This window comes from Azospirillum sp. TSH100 (assembly GCF_004923295.1).
In the GTDB taxonomy this organism is placed as follows: Bacteria; Pseudomonadota; Alphaproteobacteria; order Azospirillales; family Azospirillaceae; genus Azospirillum.
On record NZ_CP039634.1, the window covers coordinates 1,008,346 to 1,034,145 of the forward strand.

Sequence of the window (25,800 nt, forward strand, 5' to 3'; positions counted from 1 at the left end):
GTAAAGCCGAAGAAAACAAAGAAGAGGGATGTCAGGAGTGGTCAAGGTCCTGTTCGTCTGCACGGGCAACATCTGCCGCTCGCCCACCGCCGAGGGGGTGTTCCACCAACTGGCCGAACGCGCCGGCCTCGCCACGCTGGTGGTCGCCGACTCCGCCGGTACCCACAGCTACCATGTCGGCGAACCGCCCGACCCGCGCACGCAGCGCGCGGCGCTGGCCCGTGGCGTCGACCTGTCGGGCTTGCGTGCCCGCAAGGTGGTGGCGGCCGACTTCACCCGCTTCGACCATATCCTGGCGATGGACCACGGCCACCTGGCCCAGTTGCGCCGCATCGCCCCGGTGGATGCCACGGCGGCGCTGCGCCTGTTCCTGGACGATGCGTCGGGGCTGGAGGGGAGGGAGGTGCCCGATCCCTATTACGGCGGCCCCGACGGATTCGAGCAGGTGCTGGACCTGTGCGAGGCCGGGGCGCGCGGCCTGTTGGACCGCCTGTCGCGCGAATGCCGCTTTCCGATTCGCGAAAGGCTCGGGTAACGTCTCGCGGTTTCCCGGTTGCTTGATCTATGCTGTCTGGATAAGGCCCATTCGGAGCATACCTTCACCATGACCAGCGCCACCACCGGCACCGCCTCGCCCGGCGGGATCCTCGACGGCATCGTCCTGTTCGAGGCCTTCTCGCCGGAGGAGCGCGCGGCCGTGGCTTCGCGCGGGCGGGTGTTCGACGCGCCGGCCGGCACGGTGCTGATGCGCGAGGGCGACAGTGCCAGCTCGCTGTATGTCCTGCTGGACGGCACGGTGCGGGTGGTGCGCGACGATCCCTTCGGCGGTCAGGTGGAGGTCGGCTTCCGCCGCTCCGGCGACTGTTTCGGGGAGATGGCGCTGATCGACGGCGGCTCCCGCTCCGCCTCCGTCATCGCCGCCACGCCGGTGACGGTGTTCGAGCTGGAACGCGACTTGTTCCTGGCGCTGATCTCCCCTTCGCCCGACCTGCTGGCGAAGCTTCTGCGCGAACTCAGCCGCATGATCCGCGAGGTCTCGGAGCGGGTGGTGCGCGAGGATCTGGAACGCCGCACCCGCATCGCCGAATCGGCGCTGGCCCGTCAGCGCGCCATCACCCAGGCGGTGACCGGGCTGGCCCATGAACTGAACACGCCGCTCGGCGTCTGCGTCACCGCCGCCAGCCATCTGCAGGATCTGGCGCGCCCCGGCAACGGTCCGCTGTCCACCGAGGAACTGCGGGAGCCGGCCACCCTGCTCGACGCCAACCTCGCCCGCGCGGTGGATCTGGTGGAGGCCTTCTCCGCCATCGCCGCCTGCCAGACCGCCGAACCGCTGGAGGCGCTCGACCTGCGCCGCATGGCGGAGGAGGCGGCGAGCCTGTTCGCGATCCAGAATCCCGACCTGCCGCTGGCCATCAGCGTCGCTCCCGGCGCGCCCTGCCCCTGGATCGGCTACGCCCCGCATCTTGAACGGGTGCTGCACCAGCTGTTCGCCAACGCCGCCGCCCATGGCTATGGCGGCGGTGCGGGGGAGGTCGAGGTTGCGGTGGAACCGGCGGCGCTGGACGCGGTGCCGGCCTGGAGCCTGACCGTCCGCGACAATGGCGCCGGCATCCCGGCCGGCAACCTGCCGACCCTGACCGACGCCTTCTTCACCACCGCCCGCCACCGCGGCCACAAGGGGCTGGGTCTGGCGGTGGTGTTCAACACCGTGACCGGCCCGCTCGGCGGCCGGCTCGCCGTCAACAGCATGCCGGGTGCCGGCACCAGCGTGACGATCACCGTCCCGCAGGAGCTGTGACCGGCGAGGCCGCCCTTATCCCTGCCCCTCAACCATGCAGGGCGAGCCCCTTCATCGTCTTGTCGACCGCCTTCTTCGGCCCGCGCAGGGCCAGCCCGACCAGATCGGGGGCGTCCGCATCCTCGGCCCGGAAGGCGGCGCGGTTGGCGTCGTCGTTGCCGGTGCCGAACATCGCCGCGACATAGGGCACCAGCGTCAGTCCCCGCTCCAGCGCTGCATCGCGGACGGCGCGCAGCTGCTCGCCATCGGCGGTGAAGATCAGCATCGGCTGGCCCAGCATCCGGCCATAGCGGCGGCCGGCGCCGTCGACATACGCCTCGCCCAGCGCGTCCGGCGCGGCGGCGGCGATCCCGGTGGCGAGGAAGGCGGCGACGTTCAGCTTCTGCCATACCGCCAGGTCGGCACGGATCACCAGCGCGACCTTGGTGTCGAAGCGGACGGGGGCATCTGCGGGACTGGTCTCGGGCATCAGGCTGTCGGGCATGGTGGGGTCTCCTTATGCCCGTTCAGATGCCGGATGACGGCGCCTCAGTCTGGAACGTTCGTGCACAGATCGCGGTAGGCAGCCGGGGTCAGGCCATAGGCGCGGCGGAACCAGCGCCCGAGATGGCTCTGGTCGGCAAAGCCCACCTCCACTGCCACCAGGGCCGGCGCCTCCCCTTCAGCCAGCCGGCGCCGGGCGGCGCGCAGCCGCAATCGCACCAGATAGGCGTGCGGCGACAGGCCGAAGGCGGCACGGAAGGAGCGGTTCAGCCGGAAGCGGTCGACGCCGGCCGCGGTGGACAGCTCGTCCAGCCCGATATCCTCCGCCATCCGGGCATGCAGCAGCTCGCGCGCCCGGACGGCGGCGCGGTCTGGACGCAACGGCCGGAGTTCCTCCGGCTGTTCCAGATGGCCGGCCAACCTTGCCGCCAGCCGGTCCACCGACAGGTCGCGGGCGAGCCGCCCCTCGCGCTGGTGCAGGGCCAGGAAGGCGCTGCGGATCGCCGCAGCAAGGACGGGGTCGTCGGCCAGCGTGTCGCGGAATCCCAGCGGCAGGCCGGCTCCCTGCGGCATCAGGCTGCGCAGGGCATCGCTGCGGGCCGACAGCAGCGGTACCGGCAGATAGAGCATGGCATAGGTGAAGCCGTCCTCTCCCGGGCTGTGGCCGTCATGAGCCTCGCCGGGTTCAATCAGGATGACGCGGCCAGGGACGCTGGTGTGCAGTCGGCGCCGGCAGCGGAATGCCTGCACCCCCTGTTCGGTGACGCCGACCAGCAGCTCGTCATGGTCATGAAGGTCATAGGCATGGCCGCGGAAATGGGCGCGAATGGTCTCGATGCCGGTCTCCGCATCACGGCGCACCGTCACCCAGTCGTTCTTTCCGCCGGTTGCCTGACCAGCCATTCGGCCCATCCGGCACCTCCGTCACCGATCAATAGATCAGCTCGTTCTCGCCGCCGCTTTCGGCCAGGACCAGTTCACCGCGGGCAGCCAGATCCTTGGCCATCTGCACCATGTACATTTGCGCCTCGTCCACGTCGCGCACGCGGACCGGACCCATGGCGGCCATGTCCTCGCGCAGGATCTTGCCGGCGCGCTCGGACATGTTGGAGAAGAACAGGTCCTTCAGCGTCTCCGACGCTCCCTTCAGCGCGGTGCCCAGCTTCTGCTTGTCGACCGTGCGCAGCATCGTCTGGACGCCGCTGGGGTCGAGCTTCGACAGATCCTCGAAGGTGAACATCAGCGACTTGATGCGTTCGGCGCTGTCGCGGTTGCGCTCCTCCAGCGCGGCCATGAAGCGGTGTTCGGTGGTGCGGTCCAGCCCGTTGAAGATCTCCGCCAGCATCTCGTGGCTGTCGCGCCGGCTGGTGCGGGCGAGATTGGTCATGAACTCCGTGCGCAGCGTGCGCTCGACATCGTCCAGAACCTCCTTCTGCACCGCCTCCATGCGCAGCATGCGCATGATGACTTCCATGGAGAAGCTTTCCGGCAGCTGGGTCAGGACGCGGCCGGCATGTTCGGGACGGATCTTGGACAGGACAACCGCGACGGTCTGTGGGTATTCGTTCTTCAGGTAGTTGGACAGCACCGACTCGTTGACGTTCGCCAGCTTGTCCCACATCGTCCGGCCGGCCGGACCACGGATTTCCTCCATGATCTGATCGACCTTGTCCTTCGGCAGGGTCTTCAGCAGCAGGCGTTCGGTCGAATCGAAGGAGCCGACCAGCGATCCGGTGGCCGACATCTGCTCGGCGAATTCGACGAACAGTCGCTCGATCAGGTTGGCCGACACGGTGCCCAGGTTCGCCATCACCTGGGACAGTTCCTTGATCTCCTCGTCGCCCATCAGCGAGAACAGCCTGGATGCATGCTCCTCGCCGAGCGCAAGCATCATGATGGCGGCCTTTTCGGGGCCGGTGAGGGTCCGGTAATCCTCGCGAACCTTCAAAGCCATGCGTCCGCCTCCGCCACCACCCGGCACGCCCCTTGTCTGGGGCGAGTGGTTCATTCTTACACGTCAGGTTTCCTGTTCTTCCGTTTTAATACGATCCCCTTGTGCATTCCATCCCTTCGAGGGTGAAGGGCCGGGACAAATTCCGTCGGTTCCCGGCCCTTCGACCCGTTTTCCGCCGCCCGGGGCGGTGGAGGATCAGCCGAACCGCTTGGCGATCACCGCATAGGTGGCGCGCAGCCCCAGCGCCTCGCCGCCTTCCGGCCGGCCGGGCCGGGCAGAGCCGTTCCAGGCATAGGTGTCGAGATGCGCCCAGGGCGTCTCCTTCGATACGAATTCCTGCAGGAACAGCCCGGCGGTGATCGCACCGGCGAAGCCGTTGGTGGTGACGTTGTTGATGTCGGCCACCTTGCTGTCCAGCCCCTTGCGGTAGGGAGCCCACAGTGGCAGCCGCCACATCGGGTCGTCCACTGCCGTCCCCGCCTCCGTCAGGTCGTTGGCGAGCCTGTCGTCGTTGCACATCAGCGCCGGCAGGTCGGGGCCAAGCGCCACGCGCGCCGCTCCGGTCAGGGTGGCGAAGTCGATCAGCAGCTCCGGCTTCTCCGAATCCGCCTCGGCCAGCGCGTCGCACAGGATCAGGCGACCCTCGGCATCGGTGTTGCCGACCTCCACCGTCAGGCCCTTGCGGGTCTTCAGCACATCCTGCGGCTTGAAGCTGTCGCCCGACACGACATTCTCCACCGCCGGCACCAGCACGCGCAGCCGCACCGGCAGACCGGCCATCATGATCATGCGGCCGAGCGCAAGCGCATGCGCCGCCCCGCCCATGTCCTTCTTCATGATCAGCATGGCCGACGACGGCTTCAGGTCGAGCCCGCCGGTGTCGAAGCAGACGCCCTTGCCGACGATGGTCACCTTCGGATGTTCCGGGTTGCCCCAGCGCAGATCGATCAACCGCGGTTCGCGCGGGCTGGCGCGGCCGACGGCATGGACGGCCGGATAGTCGCGGTCGAGCAGGTCCTGCCCGACGATCACCTCGACCGCCGCGTCGAACTCCGCCGCCAGATCCTGTGCCGCCCGGGCCAGTTCGGCCGGCCCCATGTCGCAGGCGGGGGTGTTCACCAGATCGCGCACGAGGTAGGTGGCAGTCGCCGCGCGTTCCACCTCGCCGTGGTCGGCCTCCGCCGGCCAGACCAGAGCGGCGAAGCCCTTTTCGGGCGGCTTCTTGTAGCGGCTGAAGCGATAGCTGCCGAGCGCCCAGCCCAGAGCCGCCCGCGTCGCCGCCCGTTCATCCAGCGCGGCGTCGATCCTGTAGGACCCGGCCGGCAGCGAGGCGGGCAGGCCGGCGAAGGCCCACAAATCGTCGATGGCCGTGACGCCGGCCAGCACATGGGCGACGGCGCCGTCCGGTCCCGGCAGGAAGACGGTCGATCCGGCCTCGCCGGTGAAGCCCACCGCCTTGACCCAGGAGGCGACGGCGGGCGATTGCGCCGACAGCCAGTCGGCCAATCCGGCCTTGGTCACGGGGGTGAGGGCGACGGTGTCCGGACCGTCGACGGCAAGCAGGGTGGCGAGCAAGACTGGGGATCCTTCTCACAAGATCACGTCACGCATCCGAAACGGATGCCCATTCCCCAAGGATGGCGCGCCGGCGGCCGGCTGGGAAGGGGCGGCGTGGAACAGAGTGAAACGGTTTTCGGGCAGATGTTCACCCTTTTCCGTAATAGGAAATTCGATGTGGATTTACCGATCAAGCAAGTTGATTGTCTCAGGGTGGGTTCCGGAGCAGGATGAAGAACAATTCATTGTCCATGCAGGTTGTCTCGTGATGCGGCGCGATATGGTGAATTGATGACAAAATGACATTGCCAGGTATTTCTCGTGGTAAATAAATAATCTATCGGTTATTTCGGACTGAAAAGCACTGCTTCGGCAGTCTGTTCACCGGAGAGGGTGCTCAGTCTGCGAAAGCATGTCCCGGTCAATTCCGATCAACCCCGCTGCTACCGCCTATGATTGCACTCGACATCGCCACTGTGCTGTTTCTGAACCAGTCGTCGCTTCTGGCCGGTGCGGCGGTGTTCATGATCGCCCGGCAGCGGCGATCGTCGTCTTCGGGATTCGGCACATTGGCGGCGGCCTTCTCCCTGCAGGGACTGGGCGCCGTCCTGGCCAGCTTCGGCGAGCAGGCGATGCTGCCCGAGACGGTCTGGACCCTGGGCAGCCTCACTCTCGGCATGGTCGGACATGGGTTGCTGGTGCTGGGCATGGAGCGTCTGCGGTCGGGACGTCCGCCTCGTGTCTGGCGCCTGCTGGCGGTCTATCCCATTCCCTTCTGGATTGCCGGCTGGCTCACCGCGTTCCATCTGGACAACCAACTGCGGGCCACCCTCTTCCATCTGAACGCGGCGCTTTGTCTGCTTGCGGCGTCCCGCATCGTGGCCCGGCTCCGTCGGGTCGAGCCGCTGCCGTCCTGCCTGCCGCTGGAAGCGGTGCTGGCGTTCAGCGGGCTGTCCTTCCTGCTCGGCGCCGGGGTCATCGCCTTCGTTCCCGACTTCGTGCCCTGGCTGGCCCTGGAGTTCTTCGTCCAGATCCTGGTCAATTTCACCATTGCGGTCCTGATCTACAGCGTCGCCACCGATCGGGCGGAGCGCAAGCTTGCCCTGATGGCGGAGCTGGACAGCCTGACCGGCATCGGCAACCGCCGCTGGCTCGACAAGATGCTGCCGAGCCGCCTTAGCCCCGGCGACGCCGTCTTCTGCATCGATCTGGACCATTTCAAGCGGATCAACGACCGGTTCGGCCATGCCACCGGCGACACGGTACTGGTCGCCGTGGCCGCGACGCTGAGGAATCTGAAGCGCCCCGACGATGTTCTGGCGCGGATGGGCGGGGAGGAGTTCCTGCTGTTCCTGCCGGAACTGCGGACATCCGATACGCCATCGGTTGCCGAGCGGATCCGCGAGGCCATCCAGGCGATCCCGTTCCAGCATCAGGGAACCGCCCTGGGGGTGACCGCCAGCATCGGCGTCGCCCAGGTTGTCCGGGTGGGGGAGACGTGGCCGGACCTCGTCCATGCCGCCGACATGGCGCTCTATGATGCCAAGCGCGAAGGACGCAACCGTGTCGCGTATGCGCCGCGGGTTTCGCAGGAGCTTATCCCGGCGTAAGAAGGGGGACGTCGCTAGCGCGACGGTGTCCCTCATTCTCTTTCCTTCCCCCTGCACGAGAGGAAGCGTTCGATGTCCGACCTGACCCTGGTGATCGGGAACAAGGCCTATTCGTCCTGGTCGTTGCGTCCGTGGCTGGCGCTCAGGCAGGCCGGGCTGGCCTTCACCGAGACCGTCATCCCTCTCCGCCAGCCGGACACCGCCCGGCGCATCGCCGAGCATTCGCCGTCGGGCCGGGTGCCGTCCCTGATCCATGGCGGTCTGACCGTCTGGGATTCACTGGCGATCTGCGAGTATGTGGCGGAACTGGCGCCCGACGCCGGGCTGTGGCCGGCCGATCGGGCGGCCCGGGCGGTGGCGCGGTCGGTCTCGGCCGAGATGCATTCCGGCTTCGTCTCCCTGCGCAGCACCATGCCGATGAATCTCAGGAGCGACCTCAAGGGGCAGGGCATGACCGAGGCGACCGCCGCCGACATCGCCCGGATCGAGACGCTGTGGGCCGATGCCCGCGCCCGCTTCGGCCGCCCGGCCGGCGGACCCTTCCTGTTCGGCGCCTTCACCGTCGCCGATGCCATGTTCGCCCCGGTGGTGACGCGGCTTGAAACCTATGGTGCTCCGGTGTCGCCCGAGTCGCGGGCCTACATGGACGCCGTGCTGGCTCTGCCGGCGATGCGGGACTGGATTGCCGCGGCCAAGGCGGAGCCGTGGGAATTCGAACCGTGAGCTTCACGATCCGCAAGGCGCGGCCGGAGGATGCCGCGGCGGTGGACAGGGTGCTGTCGGCTTCCTATCCGACGCTGATGCCGGCCGGCTATCCGCCACAGGTCATGGAGCGGGTGCTGCCCCTCATCACCCGGTCGAACCCGGCGCTGCTGGGCGCCGGCACCTATTATCTGGCGGAGACCGCCGATGGCACGCCGGCGGGCTGCGGCGGCTGGAGCTTCGACTGGCCGGGCGAGCCGATGCGTCCGCCGCAGCCTGGGCTGGCCCATGTCCGCCATTTCGCCACCCATCCCGGCTGGCTGCGCCGCGGCATCGGACGGGCGTTGCTCGACCGCTGCCTCGCCGATGCCGCCGAGGCCGGGGCATCGCGGATGCTGTGCTACGCCAGTCTGGTGGCGGAAGAGTTCTACGCCTCCGCCGGCTTTGTGGCGACCGGCCGGAATTCCATGGAGTTTCCGCCCGGAAACCAATTCGACAGCATCATGATGGAGCGGGGCCTGTAGCCTGTTCCGGCCCGCTGAAACGGGAAACGGCGCGCCGTCCTGCCGGATGGCGCGCCGTTCTCGTGTGAGCCGTCCGCCCCGCCGTGGGGCGGGGCGGGAGAGGGCAGTCCTTACTCCGCCGGAATGGCGCGCGGCAGGGTCACCGGCACGGCCAGACGGTGCAGCATCTCCTTCGGAACCACCTGCCAGAAGTGGCCGAGTTCACGCTCCCAGTCGTTGAGGATCTCGGCGGCGAAACGGCTCTGCGTCTCGGCGACATGCTCCTCGATCAGGGCGCGGAGCTGTGCCTCGTAGTGGGGCACCTCGATCCGCTGGAAGATGACGCTTTCCTCGTTGATGTGGAGCGGCAGCGAGTCTTCCGGGTCGTACAGGTAGGCCATGCCCCCGGTCATGCCGGCGGCGAAGTTGTCGCCGACCTTGCCCAGGATGACGGCCGTGCCGCCCGTCATGTACTCGCAGCCGTTGGAGCCGCAGCCCTCCACCACCACGGTGGCGCCGGAGTTGCGCACCGCGAACCGCTCGCCGGCCTGGCCGGCGGCGAACAGCTTGCCGGCGGTGGCGCCGTACAGCACCGTGTTGCCGATGATGGTGTTCCGGTTCGACTCCAGCGGGCTGCTGGTCGCCGGACGGACGACAATGGTACCGCCCGACAGGCCCTTGCCGACATAGTCGTTGGCGTCGCCCATCACCTCCAGCTTGATGCCCTGGACCGCGAAGGCGCCCAAGGACTGGCCGGCGGTGCCGCGCAGGCGGACGGTGATGTGGCCGGGCTGGAGCCCGAACATCCCGAACTTCCGCGTCACCATCGAGGACAGCCGCGTGCCGATGGCGCGCTGCGTGTTGCGGGCGTTGTAGGCGAGCTGCATCTTCTCGCCTTCCTCGAACAGCGGGCGGGCGTCGGCGACGATGCGGGCGTCCAGCGTGTCCGGCACCTCGTTGCGGCCCTGGAGCGTGCAGTAGCGTGCGTTCTCGCCGGGATCGACCTGGGCCAGCAGCGGGTTGAGGTCGAGGTCGTCGAGATGGGCGCCGCCGCGGCTGACCTGATGCAGCAGGTCGGTACGGCCGATCACCTCGGTCAGCGAGCGGAAGCCCAGCTTGGCGAGGATCTCGCGGACCTCCTCGGCCAGGAAGGTGAAGAGGTTGACGACCTTCTCCGGCGAGCCGACGAACTTCTCGCGCAGCTTCTCGTCCTGGACGCAGACACCGACCGGGCAGGTGTTGGAATGGCACTGCCGGACCATGATGCAGCCCATGGCGATCAGGCTGGCGGTGCCGATGCCGAACTCTTCCGCGCCCAGCATGGCGGCGATGACGATGTCGCGGCCGGTCTTCAGGCCGCCGTCGGTGCGCAGCCGCACGCGGTGGCGCAGCTTGTTCAGCGTCAGGACCTGATGCACCTCCGACAGGCCCATCTCCCAGGGCAGGCCGGCGAACTTGATCGAGGTCTGCGGCGAGGCGCCGGTGCCGCCGGAGTTGCCGGAGATCAGGATGATGTCGGCATTCGCCTTCGCCACGCCGGCGGCGATGGTGCCGATGCCCGACCGGCTGACCAGCTTCACCGTGACCTTGGCGTCCGGGTTGATCTGCTTCAGGTCATAGATGAGCTGCGCCAGATCCTCGATCGAGTAGATGTCGTGGTGCGGCGGCGGGCTGATCAGCATGACGCCCGGCGTCGAGTGACGCAGCCGCGCGATCATCTCCGTCACCTTGAAGCCGGGCAGCTGCCCGCCCTCGCCGGGCTTGGCGCCCTGGGCGACCTTGATCTCCAGCTCGCGGCACTGGTTCAGGTACTCGGCGGTGACGCCGAAGCGGCCCGACGCCACCTGCTTGATGGCGGAGTTCCAGTTGTCGCCGTTCTTGTCGGGGCGGAAGCGCGCCGGATCCTCGCCGCCCTCGCCCGAGTCGGACTTGGCGCCGATGCGGTTCATCGCGACGTTCAGCGTGCCGTGCGCCTCGGGCGACAGGGCGCCCATCGACATGCCCGGCGTGATGAAGCGCTTGCGGATGGAGGTGATGCTCTCGACCTCGTCCACCGGAACGGCGGCCTTGGTGGTGCGGAACTCCAAGAGGTCGCGCAGCTGCATCGGCGGCCGCTTGTTCACCTGCTCCGAATACTTCTTGAAGGTGGTGTAGCTGTCGTTGGTGACGGCCTGCTGCAGGGTGTGGATGATCCCACCCTCCCAGCCATGGCGGTCGCCCGACTTGCGGAAGCGGTAGAAGCCGCCGACCGGCAGGGGCAGCGCCTCGCCGGCATAGGCGAGCGCGTGCTGCTCCAGGACCTTCTTCTGGATGCCGTTCAGGCCGATGCCGGAGATGCGGCTGACCATCGCCGGGAAATGCTCCGCAACCAGGGCGCGGCTGAGGCCGATGGCCTCGAAGTTGCCGCCGCCGCGGTAGCTGCTGATGACCGAGATGCCCATCTTGGACATGATCTTCAGCAGGCCGTCGTCGATGGCCTTCTTGTAGTTCGTCATCGCCTTTTCCAGCGACAGCGAACCGAGCAGGCCGCGGCGCTGACGCTCGGCCACCGCCTCCTGGGCGAGATAGGCGTTGACGGTGGTGGCGCCGACGCCGATCAGCACCGCGAAGTAATGGGTGTCCAGGCATTCCGCCGTGCGCAGGTTCAGCGAGGTGAAGGTGCGCAGGTTGGAGCGGATCAGGTGGGTGTGGACCGCGCCGGTCGCCAGGATGGCCGGGATGGCGGCGCGGTCGGAACCCATCGCCTCGTCGGTCAGGATGACGTGGTTGGCGCCGCCGCGCACGGCGTCCTCCGCCTCCTGGCGGATGCGGCGCAGGGCGTCGCGTAGCGCGTCGGGGCCGCCGTCGACCGGGAAGGTCGCATCGATCTCCGCCGCCGTCTCGCCCATATAGGCGCGCATGGCGCGGAATTCGGCGGTGGTCAGCACCGGGCTGTCGAGTTGCAGCAGCCGGGTCTGGCTCTCATCCTCGTCCAGGATGTTGCCGAGGTTGCCCAGCCGCGTCTTCAGGCTCATCACCCGGCGCTCGCGCAAGCTGTCGATGGGCGGATTGGTGACCTGGGAGAAGTTCTGGCGGAAGAAGTGGTGCAGGCCGCGGTACTTGTCCGACAGCACGGCGATCGGGCTGTCGTCGCCCATCGAGCCGACGGCTTCCTTGCCGTCCTCCGCCATCGGGTGGAGGATCAGCTCCATGTCTTCCATGGCGAGGCCGAAGGCCATCTGGCGACGGCGCAGCTCCTCCTTTTCCATCTCCGACACCTCGCCCTTCAGCGCGGCGGTCTTGACCAGCTCGTCCAGATGCGTGGTGTTCTTGACCCACTGGCCCCAGGGCTTCTGGGCGGCCAGATGGTCCTTCAGCTCACGGTCGTTGAACAGCTTGCCGGCCTGGAGATCGACGGCGATCATCTCGCCCGGGCCGAGGCGGCCCTTCTCGACCACCTGGTTCTCCTCGATCTTGACCATGCCGGTCTCGGAACCGCCGATGATCAGGCCGTCGGTGGTGATGGTGTAGCGCATCGGGCGCAGGCCGTTGCGGTCCATGCCGCCGACGACCCAGCGGCCGTCGGTCATGGCGAGCGCGGCCGGGCCGTCCCACGGCTCCATGACGGAGTTGCAGTAGGCGATCAGCGCCTTGTGGTTGTCCGGCGTGGTCTGCGAGCTGGTCAGCGCCTGCGGCACCAGCATCATCTTGACCATCGGCGCGCTGCGGCCGGCGCGGACCATCACCTCGAACACGCTGTCGAGCGCGCCCGAGTCGGACAGGCCGACGCCGATGACCGGCTTCAGGTCGCCCATGCTGGCGCCGAACACCGGATGCTCCATCCGGGTCTCGTGCGCCTTCATCCAGTTGACGTTGCCCTTCAGCGTGTTGATCTCGCCGTTGTGGGCGAGCATGCGGAAGGGCTGGGCCAGCGGCCAGGTCGGGAAGGTGTTGGTCGAATAGCGCTGGTGGTAGATGGCGAAGGACGACTCGAAACGGTCGTCGGTCAGGTCCGGATAGAAGGTGGACAGCTGTTCGGCGAGGAACATGCCCTTGTAGATGATCGAGCGCGCCGACAGCGAGCAGATGTAGAAGTCGTTGATGCGCTCGTTCTGCACCGCCTTCTCGATCCGGCGGCGGATGATGTAGAGGTCGAGTTCGAACTGCTCGTCCGACACGCCCTTGGCATTGCCGATGATGATCTGCTCGATCTCGGGCCGGGTGGCGTTGGCCTTCTCGCCGATGATGTCGACGTTGATCGGCACCTGGCGCCAGCCGTAGATGTAGTAGCCGAAGGCCAGGATCTCGGTCTCGACGATGCAGCGGCAGGCCTCCTGGGCGTCCAGGCTGATGCGCGGCAGGAAGACCTGACCGACCGCCAGATTGTTCTCCGGCGGCAGGTGGCCGATGATCTTGACGTGGTCCTTGAAGAACTTCTGCGGCACCTGGACATGGATGCCGGCGCCGTCGCCGGTCTTGCCGTCGGCGTCCACCGCACCACGGTGCCAGACCGCCTTCAGGGCTTCGATGCCTTTTTCGACCACCGAGCGGCGGGGCTTGCCGTCGATCGCGGCGATGAAGCCGACGCCGCAGGCGTCGTGCTCGTCGGCCGGATTGTAGGCGTGGGCAGTGGTCAGCGCCGCGGCGTTGGCGCGGAAATCGGCGACGAACTGCTCACCCTGGTTCAACTCGCCCTGGTTAAACTCGGCGGTCATGGAACGACCCTTTCACAGTCTGGACGTTAACCTGGGGGGCCGAAGGGAAGGCCCCCTGGGGTAGACGGTGTTCTGATAGCGGAAAAGATGAGGCGCCTTACTCGGCGGCGACGGCCAGCTTCGGCGCGCCGACGGTCTGGGCGTAGGCGTGCATCGCGTCGGCGGCGTCGCGGCCGTCGCGGATGGCCCACACCACCAGCGAGGCGCCGCGGACGATGTCGCCGGCGGCGAAGACGCCGTCCAGGCTGGTCATCTTGGTGCGGTGGTCGACCAGCAGCGTGCCCCAGCGGGTGACGGTCAGGTCCGGCGAGCCGAACATGCCCGGCAGATCCTCCGGTTCGAAGCCGAGAGCCTTGATGACGAGGTCGGCCGGCTCGGTGAAGTCGGAGCCCTCGATCACCTGCGGGGTCTGGCGGCCGGTGGCGTCGGCGACGCCCAGATGGATGCGGACGGCACGGACGCCGGTCACCACGTCGTCGCCGGTGAAGGCTTCCGGAGCCGCCTGCCAGACGAACTCGACGCCCTCCTCCTCGGCATGCGCCACTTCGCGCTGCGAGCCCGGCATGTTCTTGCGGTCGCGGCGGTACAGGCACTTGACCGAAGTGGCACCCTGGCGGATCGCCGTGCGCACGCAGTCCATCGCGGTGTCGCCGCCGCCGAGCACCACCACCTTCTTGCCGGCGGCGTTCAGCGAGCCGTCGTCATAGGCTTCGACCGTGTCGCCCAGACCGACCTTGTTGGAGGTGGTCAGGTATTCCAGCGCCGGCACGATGTTCTTCAGCCCCGAGCCGGGGGCCTTGATGTCGCGGGCCTTGTAGACGCCGGTGGCGATCAGGATGGTGACGTGGCGCTCGCGCAGCTCGGCCAGGGTGGCGTCGCGGCCGACCTCGAAATTGGAATGGAAGATGACGCCGGCGTCGGCCAGACGCTGGACGCGGCGGGCGACGACGTCCTTCTCCAGCTTGAAGCCGGGGATGCCGTAGACCAGCAGGCCGCCCATGCGGTCGTAGCGGTCATAGACATGGACCTCGTAGCCCTTGGCGCGCAGCTCCTCGGCGGCGGCGAGGCCGGCCGGGCCGGCGCCGATCACGCCGGCCGACAGGCCGAGCTCGCGGGCCGGCTTGCGCGGCTTGACCCAGCCATTCTCCCAGGCGGTGTCGTTGATGTACTTCTCGACCGAGCCGATGGTGACGGCGCCGTGGGTCGACTGCTCGATGACGCAGTTGCCCTCGCACAGCCGGTCCTGCGGGCAGATGCGGCCGCAGATTTCCGGGAAGTTGTTGGTGGCCTGGGAGACCTCGTAAGCCTCCTCCAGACGCCCTTCGGCGGTCAGCTTCAGCCAGTCCGGGATGTTGTTGGAGACCGGGCAATGCACCTGGCAGAAGGGAACGCCGCACTGTGAGCAGCGGTTGGCCTGCTCGCCGGCGCGCTCATCGCTGAAGCGGGCGTAGATCTCGGCGAAGTCCTGGCGGCGGTCGGCGGCAGACCGCTTGTCGGGCATCTTCTGCGCGGTGTGCACGAAGCCCAACATTTTCTGGTTCGCCATGACGTCTGCTCCTTGCTTCGCGGCCCCGCCCGCTGTCGCGGGGGCATCGCCTTGCTGGGCCTGACCGGGGGCTGCGGCTCTGGCCTACACCGACCGGCTGGGTTGAAATCGAACGTCCGCGAAGTGGCGGACGCTCGTCATATAACGCATGAGCCAAGCGCACGAAAGCACAAAAATACCGATAGGTCCGGTTTGTTGACCTTTTCTCCCGCAAGGCTGAAATGCGTGAGCGTAGCGGCAGGGTGTCACAAAAACGCGACAGAAAATTAGTCCTATATCGAGACTATCTCTCGAATAGGGGTACCGACCCCACGCCATCGCCAAGCGTGGCCGGGGCCTGCTATAAGCGCTGCAACATACAACCGTGCCGAAGGCTGCGTGCGCGATGATGATCGATCAATATCTGGACGCCACCCTGCTGGGGCTGATCGAGGGGCTGACCGAGTTCCTGCCCGTCTCCTCCACCGGCCACCTGATCATGCTCGACGAACTGCTGGGCTTCGAGGGCCCGCCCGGCAAGGTGTTCGAGGTGGTGATCCAGCTTGGCGCCATCCTGGCGATCTGCGTGGTCTATTTCCAGCGGCTGTGGCATGTCGCCACAGGGCTGAAGGACGATCCCGGCGCCCGGCGCTTCGTGATGGCGGTGCTGATCGCCTTCCTGCCTGCGATGGTGCTGGGCGCCGGCCTGCACGGCATCATCAAGTCGGTGCTGTTCAACCCGACCGTGGTCAGCATCGCGCTGATCGTCGGCGGCATCGCCATCCTGCTGGTGGAGCGGCTGATCCCGGTCGCCCGCTACCACAAGATCGAGAATTTCTCCGCCCCGCTGGCGCTGAAGATCGGCTTCTGCCAGTGCCTGGCGCTGGTTCCCGGCGTCTCGCGCTCGGGCGCCAGCATCCTGGGCGCCCTGCTGATGGGCGTCGACCGCAAGGCGGCGGCCGAATTCTCCTTCTTCCTGGCGGTACCGACCATGGCCGGCGCCACCGTCTACGACCTCTACAAGAACTGGTCGGTGATGAGCATGGACAGCGGCCTGCTGATCCTGGTCGGCTTCGTCACCGCCTTCATCGCCGCGGCCCTGGTGGTGAAGACGCTGGTCGACTTCGTCGGCCGCTACGGCTTCACCCCCTTCGGCTGGTACCGCATCGCCGTCGGCACCGGCATGCTGGCTTTCCTCTACCTGTAAACCTTCAACCCGCCTGCCGCGGCACCGCACGGGCCGCGGCGGCGGCCATGCCCAGCGCCAGCAGCGCGATCATCGCGAAGGCGGTGGCGAGGCTGGTGGCCTCGGCGATGAAGCCGACCAGCGGCGGGCCGCACAGCACGCCGGCATAGCCCATGGTGGACACCGCGGCGACCGCGTGGTCGGGATGGCCGCTGTCCACCGCCCCCGCCGTGCTGAACAGCACCGGCACGATGTTCGACAGGCCGATCCCGGTCAGCCCGAAGCCGACCATCGCCAGCACCGGCACTCCCTCGACGACGGGTCCCCCGGCCAGCACCAACCCCAGCCCGGCCGCCGCCAGCACCCCGCCTGTGCGCATCAGCGTCGCCCCGCCGAAGCGGTGGCGCAGCCGGTCGCCGCCGAACCGCCCGATCGCCATGGCGGCGCTGAACACGCCGAAGCCCATGCCGGAGACGGACGCCGGCGCACCCAGATCGTCGCGCAGATGGATGGCGCTCCAATCGAGGATCGCTCCCTCGCCCATGAAGGCCATGGCGGCCAGCAGGCCGAGCAGCAGGGTCTTGCGGTCGGGCAGCACCAGCCCGCCGCCGCCGGCATTGCGGTCGGGCAGGAAACGCCCCTGCAAGGACAGGAACAGTGCGAGCAGTCCGGCCGACACCAGCCCGGCCTGCGCCGCCGCCGGCATCAGCGGCAGCAGCAAGCCGCCGAGAGCCGCGCCGGTCAGTCCGCCGAGGCTCCACATTCCATGCAGCGACGACATGATCGGTCGGCCCATCCGCCGCTCGACCATGGCGCCCTGGGCGTTCATGGCGACGTCCATGGTGCCGCCCGACGCGCCGAACAGCGCCAGCACGATGCACAGCGTCACCACGTCCGGCACCAGGGACGGCAGCGGCAGCAGGCCGGCGAACAGCAGGGCGGTCACCCGCGTCACCGGTGCGCTGCCGAGCCGCCCCAGCAGCGGACCGCTGGCGATCATCGCCGTCAGGGCGCCGACGGCAAGGCAGAGCAGTGCCGCGCCCAGCACCGCCGGGCTGAGGTCCAGCCGGTTCTTCAACAGCGGGATCTGGGTCGCCCAGACGCCGAAGACGGTGCCGTTCAGGAAGAAGGCGGCGACGGTGGCCCAGCGCGCGGCCGATGCCTGTTCCACCACCCGGCCCGACACGCCCCGGATATCCTCTGCTCCCGTCATCACCGTTCCCGCCTCAGTTGAACCGCCGAGATGACGGCGGCGGCGGTGGAATTCAAGCGGCGATGCGGCAGGCGTGCCATGCCCTGCGGAGCAGGGAACTCTTCAAGGCCCGCACCGGGCGGGAACTCCTCAATGCCGCCACATCCGCACCGCCGACAGCAGCAGGATCGCCGCCAGGGCCGGCAGCAGCACCCGGTCCGGCACCACGCCCAGCAGCAGTCCACCCAGGAGGGCGCCGGCCAGCGACCCCGCCGCCATCAGCAGGACGAAGCCGCGATTCCGCAGCAGCAGGGCAAGGCTGCGGTCGCGGGCGTAGCGGGAGAAGCCGGCGACCATCGTCGGCAGGCTGATCGCCAGCGACAGGCTGCCCGCCAGCTTGACGTCGACCCCGAACAGCAGGACCAGCGTCGGGATCAGCAGCTCGCCGCCGGCCACGCCAAGCAGCGAGGCGACGACCCCGATGGCGAATCCGACGGCACAGCCGGCGACCACCAGTGCCGGCCCCTCCAGCAGCGGCGCCCCCTCCCCCGACAGGCCATGCCCGAACAGCAGGGCCACGGCGATCAGAACCAGCAGCGCGGCCATCACCCGCTGCAATCGGGCGGCATCCATCCGCATTGCCCAGCCGGCACCGATCCAGGCGCCGAGCAGGCTGCCGGCCAGCAGGTTTACGATCACCCCGCCGTTGACGGCGACGAGGCCGAGCGGCACCGAACCGGCGCGAAAGGGCAGGGCGGCGGCGACGACGACGAGGCTCATCGCCTTGTTCAGGACCACGGCGTCGAGCGCGGCGAAGCGGAAGGCGCCGATCAGCAGAGGCAGGCGGAACTCGGCGCCGCCCAGCCCGATCAGCCCGCCCAGCGTGCCGATGACGGCGCCGCAGGCGAAGGCGGCCAGCGCCCGCAGCCTCGACAAAGCAAAAGCCCCGGCGCGGGGGCCGGGGCTTTCGGACGTCATCTGACTTTTCCGCCCGCTCAGTGCGCGCTGTTGGTCTGGCCGCTGAACTTGCCGCCGACGATGAAGCGAGACAGGTAGGTCGGCAGGATCACCTCGCAGGTTGCCAGTTCGGTGATGCCCAGATCCTTGAAGCCCAGCGCGCTCGGCGAGACGACATTGTCCCGCTTCAGCAGAGCCACCTGATCGCGGGTCAGCGCCGGGGCCAGCACCGGCACCTTCTCCAGGATGCCGGCCAGCGACTCGGCGGCGCTCCAGGGGATGGTCACCAGCGGACGGTGGCGCTGGATGTCCTTCTGGGTCAGGTCGAGAAGTTCGCGGAAGGTGTAGACGCGCGGACCGCCCAGCTCATAGGTCTTGCCGCGGCTGGCGTCGCTGTCCAGCGCCGCAACGACGGCGTCGGCCAGATCGCCGACATAGACCGGCTGGAACAGGGTCTTGCCGCCGCCGATCAGCGGCAGGGCCGGGGCCTTCTGCGCCATCGCCGCGAACTTGTTGAAGAAGTTGTCCTCCGGCCCGAAGACGATGCTGGGGCGCAGGATGGTCGCCGCCGGGAAGGCCGACAGCACCGCCTGCTCGCCGGCCGCCTTGGAACGGGCATAGATCGAGGGCGAGGAGGCGTCGGCGCCGATGGCCGAGACATGGACCAGCCGGTTGACGCCGTTGGCCGCGGCCAGCCGGGCGATGCGCGACGCGGCGTCGATATGCACGCCCTGGAAGCTCTGGCTCCCGCGCTCGTACAGCACGCCCAGCAGGTTGATGGCGATGTCCGCCCCCTGGAGGGCGCGGGCGACCGACACGTCATTGGTGCAGTCGGTGGCGAACGGCACGATCTGGCCGACGGCGCCGGCCGTCTTCAGGAAGCCGGCCTTGCCCGGGTTGCGGGTGGCGATGCGGATGAGGGCGCCCGACTTGGCGAGGCGCCGGATCAGATGGCGGCCGATGAAGCCCGAACCGCCGAACACCGTGATAACCTGAGTGCGATAGGACATCGACCGTCTCCCGTGTCGTTGCGCGCCAAATCCAGGGGGAACCGGGGTCTTCGCGCTGATGCGCGCGCCCCCGCGCGTCGTCCGACTGTGTGTCGCCATAGAGGACTGCTGGAACTGCGGCCATGCTTATAGCGAATGGACCGTCACCAAGCTAGGGACTGCATCGCCGCGCCTGCCGGCGGTGGGGCGAAAACCCGCGATGCGACAAAAAAATGAAGGGTTCGGAAAAAAGCTGTTGACGCCCCTGGGCCAGATCATTAAACAACCGCCCACACACCGAGCACCGAGCCCAGGTGGCGGAATTGGTAGACGCGCAGGTTTCAGGTACCTGTGGCAGAAATGTCGTGGAAGTTCGAGTCTTCTCCTGGGCACCATTTCTTTCTACCCGGCTGCGCCGCATGCACAGCTCCTTCGATTAGGAAGGAGATCGTGCAGAGCGGCGTTCGTCGTTTCTAGGGTCCATGGCCGGGGGCCTGACCACCCGGGAAGCGACCATGCCCATCGACCTTCATGACGGCGACCTCCCCGACGGCCTCGATCTCGCCGTCGGCGCCCGCGACAACTGCGTCGCCATCGACACCGAGACCATGGGGCTGAACCCCCACCGCGACCGCCTCTGCCTGGTGCAGCTGTCGGCCGGCGACGGTGCCGTCCATCTGGTGCAGTTCCGCCCCGGCCAGTACGAGGCGCCGAACCTGAAGCGTCTTCTGACCAATCCCGGCGTGACCAAGCTGTTCCACTTCGCCCGTTTCGACGTGGCGGTGATGAAGGCCTATCTGGGCGTCAGCTGCCAGCCGGTCTATTGCACCAAGGTGGCCTCCAAGCTGGTCCGCACCTTCACCGACCGCCATGGCCTGAAGGATCTGTGCAAGGACCTGCTGGGCGTGGAGATCTCCAAGCAGCAGCAGTCCTCCGACTGGGGCGCGCCGGAACTGACCACCGACCAGATGAAGTACGCCGCGTCGGACGTGCTGCACCTGCATGACCTGAAGGCGAAGCTGGACGTCATGCTGGCGCGCGAAGGCCGCACCCATCTGGCCCAGGCCTGCTTCGACTTCCTGCCCGCCCGCGGCGAGCTGGACCTCGGCGGCTGGGAGACCCCGGACATTCTGGCGCACTGACACTGCGATCATCGCCCTCTCCCGCCTCTCGCACAAACTTCGTTTGTTCTGACGGCGTCAGGCGGATCGAAGTTCCGCTGAGAGCCTTGGGAGAGGGAGCCGGATGCGACACTCCGCCCCTGACCGGGCGTTGATTTGACCCGGCGTCCGCCGGTGGGCATACTGGCTGATGCGCCTGTCCGGGAGTCCACCGGGCAGGCGCCGTCTTTGTGAACGGCCCATCGCTGGGCCTTGCGAATGGAAGGCATGACAGCCTTGACCAGTGTTATCACGTCCAGCCTCACCGGCAGCCTGACCGACGGTTCCGCCGCCCCGGCGGGATCGAGCCCGGTCGAGAACCGCGATCTCGCCTGCGCCACCCGCGTCCTGCGGACCGAGGCGGATGCGCTGGTGGCGCTGGCCGGCAGCCTCGACGGTGCGTTCCTGCGGGCGCTCGACATCCTGCAGGGCATCGAAGGCCGGGTGATCGTCACCGGCATGGGCAAGTCGGGCCATGTCGCCCGCAAGATCGCCGCCACCATGGCCTCGACCGGCACGCCGGCCTTCTTCGTCCATCCCGGCGAGGCGAGCCACGGCGACCTCGGCATGATCGCCAAGATCGACGCGGTGGTGGCGCTGTCCAACTCCGGCGAGACGCACGAGCTGGCGGACATCATCGCCTACACCCGCCGCTTCGGCATTCCGCTGATCGGCATGACGCGCCGCGCCGTCTCCGCGCTGGCCGAGCAGTCGGACGTTGCGCTGGTCATCCCGCCGGAGCCGGAGGCCTGCCCGCTGGGGCTGGCGCCCACCACCTCCACCACGATGATGCTGGCGCTGGGCGATGCGCTGGCGGTGGCTCTGCTTGAGCGGCGCGGCTTCTCCGCCGCCGATTTCCGCGAGTTCCATCCCGGCGGTCAGCTGGGCCGCGCCTTGCTGAAGGTCACCGACATCATGCACAAGGGCGAGGATTTGCCCCTGTGCCGCCTTGACTCGCCGCTGTCCGACGTCATCTTCGAGATGACGGCCAAGCGGCTGGGCTGCGTCGGGGTGACCGACGATGCCGGGGTGCTGGTCGGGATCATCACCGACGGCGACCTGCGCCGTCATCTGACGCCGGAGCTTCTGGCTGAACGCGCGGACAGCATCATGTCGCCGCGGCCCAAGACCATCCGCCCCAAGGCGCTGATCGTCGAGGCGCTGCGTGAGATGAACGACAAGAAGATCACCACCCTGTTCGTGATCGAGGCCGACCGGCCGCTCGGCATCGTGCACATCCACGATGTCCTGCGCGCCGGCGCGGCCTGACGATTGCCCTGTCCATGATGGAAGCCAAGCGCCGAGCCGGAGGGACGAAGATTTGAGCCTGGACGACCTGCGCAGCCCCGACCGTACGGCAGCCGGCCGCACCGCACCCGTTTTGACCGCCGGGGAGGCATCCACCGCCGGTTCCTCTGGTGCCCGCAATGCGTCCACTGCCGCGGAACCGCCGGCGGCGCTGCGGGCGCACCGTCGCCGCGACACCCGTCCGGTCAGCCGGGTCTACAGCCGTTTCGTTTCCGCAATGAAGTTCGTGCTGCCGGCGGCTGCGCTGGCGATGGTGGCTCTGCTGGCCGCCTGGCCGTCGCTGAACAGCCCGCAGAGCGCTCGCGTCGCCGCCGACGCCGGGCAGAGCGAGATGCTGAAACCACGCTATTTCAGCCTGGACGAACACAACCAGCCCTTCTCGCTGGTGGCGGCCAAGGCCGACAAGTCGGCCGACCAGCCCGACATCGTCCTGCTCGACGACCCGCAGGCGGAGATGACCGAGACCACCGGCACCTGGGTGACCATGCGGTCCGACAAGGGCTGGTACAATCAGGCCACCGGCATCCTGCTGATGCGCGGCAACGTCCATGTCCTGCGCGACGACGGCAACGAGTTCACCACCAGCGAGGCCGAGGCCGACATCCGCAAGGGCAACGCCTGGGGCGAGCAGGCGGTGACCGGCCAGGGCCCGCAGGGCGAGATCAACGCCAAGGGTTTCCGCATGACGGACCGCGGCAAGAATGTCGTCTTCCTCAACCAGTCGAAGGCCGAGGTCCAGGCCGCCGAACGCCCCGGGAGCAAGAAGCCGTGACGTCCAAACGGTCGCCATTCCTTACCGCCCTGTCGGCCATCCTGGCCGGCGGGTTTCTCTCTTTCGCGTCACTGGTGCCGGGGGCCGCTCATGCCCAGGGCCTGCCCGGCATGGGCGGCAAGCAGCCGGTGGAGATCAACGCCGATCAGGCGATCGAATGGCACCAGGACGTCCGCGCCTATGTGGCGCGCGGCAACGCGTCGGCCAAGCGCAACGACTCGACCGTCTTTGCCGACGTGCTGACCGCCTATTACCGCGAAGTCCCCGGCAAGGGGAACGAGGTGTTCCAGCTGGTCGCCGACGGCAATGTCCGCGTCGTCAGCCCGACCCAGCAGGTGTTCGGCGACCATGGCGTCTATGACGTCGACAAGCAGGTGGCCGTCGTCACCGGCAAGGACCTGAAGCTGGTCACCACCAAGGACGTGGTGACCGCCCGTGACAGCCTGGAATATTACGAGGCGCAGGATCTGACCGTCGCGCGCGGCGACGCGGTTGCGGTGCGCGGCAACGACCGGCTGCGCGCCGACGTGCTGATCGGCCGGCTGAAGAAGATGCCGGACGGCACCACCCAGATGGAGCGGATCGACGGCTCCGGCAACATCATCGTCACCACGCCCACCGACGTGGCGCTGTCCGACAAGCTGGTCTATTCGGTTGCCGACAATGTCGCGGTGCTGATCGGCAATGTCCGGATCACCCGCGGTGACAACCAGCTGAACGGCGAAGCCGCCGAGATGAATATGAACACCAAGATCAACCGCGTCATCGCCGGCCGCGACGCCGGCGGCCGGGTCAGCGGCCTGCTGATCCCCGGCGAAAAAAATGGGGGCGAGAAGAACGGGTCCGGCGTCCCCGCGGGCAAGAAGCCGTGACCGTGCTGACCGCGAACGGGCCCGGCGCCGCTCCCGCCGGAAACATCGCCGCGACCGCCGCCCCGACCGAAGGGCTGGTGGCCCAGCATCTCGGCAAGTCGTTCAAGAAGCGGCCGGTGGTGCGCGACGTCTCGATCAGCGTCCAGCGCGGCGAGGCGGTCGGCCTGCTCGGCCCCAACGGCGCCGGCAAGACCACCTGCTTCTACATGATCACCGGGCTGATCGCCGCCGACTCCGGCACGATCACGCTGGACGGCCAGGACATCACCGCGCTGCCGATGTACCGCCGCGCCCGGCTCGGCATCGGCTATCTGCCGCAGGAGGCCTCGATCTTCCGCGGCATGACGGTGGAGAACAACATCCGCTCCGTGCTGGAGGTGGTGGAGAGCGACCGCGACGCGCGCGAGGCGATGCTGGACGAGCTGTTGGCCGAATTCTCGGTCACGCATCTGCGCCGCTCCCCCGCCCTGGCGCTGTCGGGCGGCGAGCGGCGGCGCGTGGAGATCGCCCGCGCGCTCGCCGGCCAGCCGCACTTCATCCTGCTGGACGAGCCGCTGGCCGGCATCGATCCCATCGCGGTGAACGACATCCGCGAGCTGGTCGGCCATCTGCGCGACCGCGGCATCGGCGTGCTGATCACCGACCACAACGTGCGTGAAACGCTCGACCTCGTCGATCGGGCATACATTTTGCACGATGGTGTGGTACTAATGGAGGGACGGCCGGACGAGATCGTGGCGCACGAGGGCGTGCGCCGGGTCTATCTCGGCGACCGGTTCAGTCTGTAGCCCTCCGTTCCCACTGGTCCCGGTTCCACAGCCATGGCGCTTGCTCAACGTCTCGACCTTCGACAAGCCCAGACCCTGGTGATGACGCCGCAGTTGCAGCAGGCCATCAAGCTGCTGCAGCTGTCGAACATCGAACTGTCGGACTTCGTCGATCGCGAGATCGAGCAGAACCCGCTGCTGGAACGCGACGGCGGCCCGGCCGACGGCGGCAGCGATCCTGTCGGCGACGGTGCCGGCGGTGAGGCGCCGGGCGGGCTGGACGGCCCCGGCGGGATGGAGGCGAACGGTCTCAGCGTCGACGGGCTGAATGGTCGCGACGACGGTCCGGGGCCGGCTCCCAGCGACGGGCGCACCCGCGACACGGTGGAGATGACCTCGTCGGACACGCTGGCCTCCTCGTCCGAAGCGCCGCTCGACACCGATTTCGAGAATGTCTACAGCGACGACCGTTTCTCCGACGGCGCGGATGGTGGCAGCGAGGTCTACGGCTCCTACGGCGAACGCGGCGGCCGCAGCGGTTTCGAGGATGACGACAGCAACCTCGAAGCGACGCTGACCAGCGAGAAGAACCTCCGCGACCACCTGACCGAACAGCTGAAGATCGACCTGCCCGACCACGGCGACCAGCTGATCGGGCTGGCCCTGATCGACATGCTGGACGAGGCCGGCTGGCTGATCGGTTTCGACGCCCAGGCGATGGCCGAGCAGCTGGGCTGCGGCGTGGAGCGGGTGGAGCGGGTGCTGGCCGCCTGCCAACGCTTCGATCCGCCCGGCATCTTCGCCCGATCGCTGAAGGAATGCCTCGCCATCCAGCTGCGCGAGAAGAATCGCCTCGATCCGGCGATGGCGACGCTGCTCGACAATCTGGAGCTTCTGGCCGCGCGCAACCTGCCGGCCATCATGAAGGTCTGCGGCGTCGATGCCGAAGACGTCGCCGATATGGTCGCCGACATCCGCAAGCTGAACCCGAAGCCGGCACTGGCCTTCGACCACACCCCGGCCCAGCTGGTCACCCCCGACATCCTGATGCGCGCCAATCCCGGCGGCGGCTGGCTGATCGACCTGAACCCGGACACGCTGCCGCGCGTGCTGGTCAACCACCGCTATTTCGCCCGCATTTCCGACAGCGCCCGCAACAAGGCCGACAAGGAATACATCTCGGAACGCTTCCAGTCGGCCAACTGGCTGGTGAAGTCGCTGCACCAGCGCGCCACCACCATTTTGAAGGTGGCGAGCGAGATCATCCGCCAGCAGGATGCCTTCTTCATCCATGGTGTTTCGCACCTGCGGCCGCTGATCCTGCGCGACATCGCCGAGGCGATCGGCATGCATGAGAGCACCGTCAGCCGCGTCACCACCAACAAGTTCATGGCAACCCCGCGCGGCGTCTTCGAGCTGAAATACTTCTTCACCTCCGCCATCCAAGGTGCGGACGGTCAGGCTTCTCATTCCGCGGAAGCGGTTCGGCACCGCATCAAAACCATGATCGATGCGGAAAAGCCGGACGACGTGCTGTCCGACGACAAACTGGTGGAGATTCTCCGTGCGGAAGGGATCGACATTGCGCGAAGGACGGTCGCGAAGTATCGTGAAGCGATGAAAATACCGTCATCGGTGCAGCGACGCCGTGCCAAGATGTCACGCATGTAAGCGGGTTGGATGGGGGAGGGCTCGATTGACAGTCCGGTGACCCTTGCCTATCGTCCCGGCCCGCAAGCGGCGGATCAGCATCTGCGAACCCGACATC

At 67.8% G+C, this 25,800-nt stretch carries 21 protein-coding genes and 1 tRNA gene; 13 read left to right on the forward strand and 9 right to left on the reverse strand.

All coding sequences use genetic code 11. The annotated features are described in order from the left end of the window. The first annotated feature begins 37 nt into the window (after window positions 1-37). Window positions 38-535, forward strand: coding sequence for a low molecular weight protein-tyrosine-phosphatase (locus tag E6C72_RS04885; RefSeq protein ID WP_109084825.1), 498 nt, complete (start codon window positions 38-40; stop codon window positions 533-535). A 69-nt stretch (window positions 536-604) separates the two neighbouring features. Continuing rightward, window positions 605-1,801 carry a sensor histidine kinase gene (locus E6C72_RS04890; RefSeq protein ID WP_109084824.1) on the forward strand — a complete coding sequence of 399 codons (1,197 nt, stop codon included), beginning with the start codon at window positions 605-607 and terminating at the stop codon, window positions 1,799-1,801. 28 nt (window positions 1,802-1,829) lie between these two features. On the opposite strand, the gene E6C72_RS04895 is transcribed toward E6C72_RS04890, so the two are convergent. From E6C72_RS04895 to E6C72_RS04910, 4 genes are all read right to left on the reverse strand, one after another. After that, complete coding sequence (locus E6C72_RS04895; protein WP_247875556.1) at window positions 1,830-2,285, reverse strand: DUF2000 domain-containing protein; 456 nt, start codon at window positions 2,283-2,285, stop codon at window positions 1,830-1,832. 44 nt (window positions 2,286-2,329) lie between these two features. Beyond that, entirely contained in the window at window positions 2,330-3,187 is an 858-nt protein-coding gene (locus E6C72_RS04900) for an AraC family transcriptional regulator (protein WP_109084823.1), read from the reverse strand. 28 nt (window positions 3,188-3,215) lie between these two features. Continuing rightward, a complete protein-coding gene (gene fliG, locus E6C72_RS04905) occupies window positions 3,216-4,238 on the reverse strand; it encodes a flagellar motor switch protein FliG (RefSeq protein WP_136700658.1) in 1,023 nt (340 codons plus the stop codon). 195 nt (window positions 4,239-4,433) lie between these two features. Continuing rightward, window positions 4,434-5,813 (reverse strand): M17 family metallopeptidase, encoded by a 1,380-nt coding sequence (locus E6C72_RS04910; RefSeq protein ID WP_109864911.1) that lies wholly within the window; start codon window positions 5,811-5,813, stop codon window positions 4,434-4,436. Window positions 5,814-6,247: 434 nt separating this feature from the next. Between E6C72_RS04910 and E6C72_RS04915 the strand changes: the two genes are divergently transcribed. From E6C72_RS04915 to E6C72_RS04925, 3 genes are all read left to right on the forward strand, one after another. Further along, the gene (locus E6C72_RS04915; protein ID WP_109864912.1) at window positions 6,248-7,405 is read left to right on the forward strand and encodes a GGDEF domain-containing protein; all 1,158 of its coding nucleotides are present in this window, start codon (window positions 6,248-6,250) and stop codon (window positions 7,403-7,405) included. A gap of 72 nt (window positions 7,406-7,477) precedes the next feature. Beyond that, window positions 7,478-8,128, forward strand: coding sequence for a glutathione S-transferase family protein (locus E6C72_RS04920; protein WP_109864913.1), 651 nt, complete (start codon window positions 7,478-7,480; stop codon window positions 8,126-8,128). After that, window positions 8,125-8,631: a GNAT family N-acetyltransferase gene (locus E6C72_RS04925; protein WP_136700660.1), complete on the forward strand. Its 507-nt coding sequence runs from the start codon at window positions 8,125-8,127 to the stop codon at window positions 8,629-8,631. Before E6C72_RS04920 ends, E6C72_RS04925 begins: the two co-directional genes overlap by 4 nt. A gap of 110 nt (window positions 8,632-8,741) precedes the next feature. Here E6C72_RS04925 and gltB read toward each other — a convergent pair whose 3' ends face one another. Together gltB and E6C72_RS04935 are read right to left on the reverse strand one after the other, a co-directional pair. Next, window positions 8,742-13,304 carry a glutamate synthase large subunit gene (gltB, locus tag E6C72_RS04930; protein ID WP_109442908.1) on the reverse strand — a complete coding sequence of 1,521 codons (4,563 nt, stop codon included), beginning with the start codon at window positions 13,302-13,304 and terminating at the stop codon, window positions 8,742-8,744. Between the two features lie 97 nt (window positions 13,305-13,401). Next, complete coding sequence (locus tag E6C72_RS04935; RefSeq protein WP_109442909.1) at window positions 13,402-14,850, reverse strand: NAD(P)-dependent oxidoreductase; 1,449 nt, start codon at window positions 14,848-14,850, stop codon at window positions 13,402-13,404. Between the two features lie 385 nt (window positions 14,851-15,235). Here E6C72_RS04935 and E6C72_RS04940 point away from each other — a divergent pair, with 385 nt between their 5' ends. Further along, window positions 15,236-16,036 (forward strand): undecaprenyl-diphosphate phosphatase, encoded by an 801-nt coding sequence (locus E6C72_RS04940; RefSeq protein WP_109442910.1) that lies wholly within the window; start codon window positions 15,236-15,238, stop codon window positions 16,034-16,036. A 4-nt stretch (window positions 16,037-16,040) separates the two neighbouring features. Here the strand turns inward: E6C72_RS04940 and E6C72_RS04945 are convergent, their stop codons facing one another. The 3 genes from E6C72_RS04945 to E6C72_RS04955 form a co-directional block, all read right to left on the reverse strand. Further along, entirely contained in the window at window positions 16,041-17,228 is a 1,188-nt protein-coding gene (locus E6C72_RS04945; RefSeq protein ID WP_109442911.1) for an MFS transporter, read from the reverse strand. A 129-nt stretch (window positions 17,229-17,357) separates the two neighbouring features. Next, window positions 17,358-18,185, reverse strand: a complete 828-nt coding sequence (locus E6C72_RS04950) for a sulfite exporter TauE/SafE family protein (RefSeq protein WP_109442912.1) — start codon at window positions 18,183-18,185, stop codon at window positions 17,358-17,360. 17 nt (window positions 18,186-18,202) lie between these two features. After that, complete coding sequence (locus E6C72_RS04955; RefSeq protein WP_109442913.1) at window positions 18,203-19,174, reverse strand: complex I NDUFA9 subunit family protein; 972 nt, start codon at window positions 19,172-19,174, stop codon at window positions 18,203-18,205. Between the two features lie 287 nt (window positions 19,175-19,461). Between E6C72_RS04955 and E6C72_RS04960 the strand changes: the two genes are divergently transcribed. The 7 genes from E6C72_RS04960 (at window position 19,462) to rpoN (ending at window position 25,703) form a co-directional block, all read left to right on the forward strand. Continuing rightward, window positions 19,462-19,548, forward strand: a tRNA-Leu gene (locus tag E6C72_RS04960). A 120-nt stretch (window positions 19,549-19,668) separates the two neighbouring features. Further along, the gene (locus E6C72_RS04965) at window positions 19,669-20,295 is read left to right on the forward strand and encodes a ribonuclease D (protein WP_109442957.1); all 627 of its coding nucleotides are present in this window, start codon (window positions 19,669-19,671) and stop codon (window positions 20,293-20,295) included. Between the two features lie 246 nt (window positions 20,296-20,541). Then, window positions 20,542-21,582: an SIS domain-containing protein gene (locus E6C72_RS04970; protein WP_371298430.1), complete on the forward strand. Its 1,041-nt coding sequence runs from the start codon at window positions 20,542-20,544 to the stop codon at window positions 21,580-21,582. Window positions 21,583-21,634: 52 nt separating this feature from the next. After that, window positions 21,635-22,393: an LPS export ABC transporter periplasmic protein LptC gene (gene lptC / locus E6C72_RS04975; protein ID WP_247875930.1), complete on the forward strand. Its 759-nt coding sequence runs from the start codon at window positions 21,635-21,637 to the stop codon at window positions 22,391-22,393. After that, window positions 22,390-23,265 (forward strand): LptA/OstA family protein, encoded by an 876-nt coding sequence (locus E6C72_RS04980; protein ID WP_109442915.1) that lies wholly within the window; start codon window positions 22,390-22,392, stop codon window positions 23,263-23,265. Before lptC ends, E6C72_RS04980 begins: the two co-directional genes overlap by 4 nt. Beyond that, entirely contained in the window at window positions 23,262-24,053 is a 792-nt protein-coding gene (gene lptB / locus E6C72_RS04985; protein ID WP_109442916.1) for an LPS export ABC transporter ATP-binding protein, read from the forward strand. The genes E6C72_RS04980 and lptB overlap by 4 nt, the downstream gene beginning before the upstream one ends. A gap of 33 nt (window positions 24,054-24,086) precedes the next feature. Beyond that, window positions 24,087-25,703, forward strand: coding sequence for an RNA polymerase factor sigma-54 (gene rpoN, locus E6C72_RS04990; RefSeq protein WP_109442917.1), 1,617 nt, complete (start codon window positions 24,087-24,089; stop codon window positions 25,701-25,703). The last annotated feature ends 97 nt before the right edge of the window (window positions 25,704-25,800 follow it).

Bases quoted from the DNA above. Each gene is read 5' to 3' on its own strand.
- E6C72_RS04940 (WP_109442910.1), top strand. From the start codon at position 15,236: ATGATGATCGATCAATATCTGGACGCCACCCTGCTGGGGCTGATCGAG.
- E6C72_RS04890 (WP_109084824.1), top strand. From the start codon at position 605: ATGACCAGCGCCACCACCGGCACCGCCTCGCCCGGCGGGATCCTCGAC.
- E6C72_RS04945 (WP_109442911.1), bottom strand. From the start codon at position 17,228: ATGACGGGAGCAGAGGATATCCGGGGCGTGTCGGGCCGGGTGGTGGAA.
- E6C72_RS04900 (WP_109084823.1), bottom strand. From the start codon at position 3,187: ATGGCTGGTCAGGCAACCGGCGGAAAGAACGACTGGGTGACGGTGCGC.
- rpoN (WP_109442917.1), top strand. From the start codon at position 24,087: ATGGCGCTTGCTCAACGTCTCGACCTTCGACAAGCCCAGACCCTGGTG.
- E6C72_RS04895 (WP_247875556.1), bottom strand. From the start codon at position 2,285: ATGCCCGACAGCCTGATGCCCGAGACCAGTCCCGCAGATGCCCCCGTC.
- gltB (WP_109442908.1), bottom strand. From the start codon at position 13,304: ATGACCGCCGAGTTTAACCAGGGCGAGTTGAACCAGGGTGAGCAGTTC.
- E6C72_RS04955 (WP_109442913.1), bottom strand. From the start codon at position 19,174: ATGTCCTATCGCACTCAGGTTATCACGGTGTTCGGCGGTTCGGGCTTC.
- E6C72_RS04935 (WP_109442909.1), bottom strand. From the start codon at position 14,850: ATGGCGAACCAGAAAATGTTGGGCTTCGTGCACACCGCGCAGAAGATG.
- E6C72_RS04950 (WP_109442912.1), bottom strand. From the start codon at position 18,185: ATGACGTCCGAAAGCCCCGGCCCCCGCGCCGGGGCTTTTGCTTTGTCG.
- E6C72_RS04965 (WP_109442957.1), top strand. From the start codon at position 19,669: ATGCCCATCGACCTTCATGACGGCGACCTCCCCGACGGCCTCGATCTC.
- E6C72_RS04920 (WP_109864913.1), top strand. From the start codon at position 7,478: ATGTCCGACCTGACCCTGGTGATCGGGAACAAGGCCTATTCGTCCTGG.
- E6C72_RS04970 (WP_371298430.1), top strand. From the start codon at position 20,542: ATGACAGCCTTGACCAGTGTTATCACGTCCAGCCTCACCGGCAGCCTG.
- E6C72_RS04915 (WP_109864912.1), top strand. From the start codon at position 6,248: ATGATTGCACTCGACATCGCCACTGTGCTGTTTCTGAACCAGTCGTCG.
- fliG (WP_136700658.1), bottom strand. From the start codon at position 4,238: ATGGCTTTGAAGGTTCGCGAGGATTACCGGACCCTCACCGGCCCCGAA.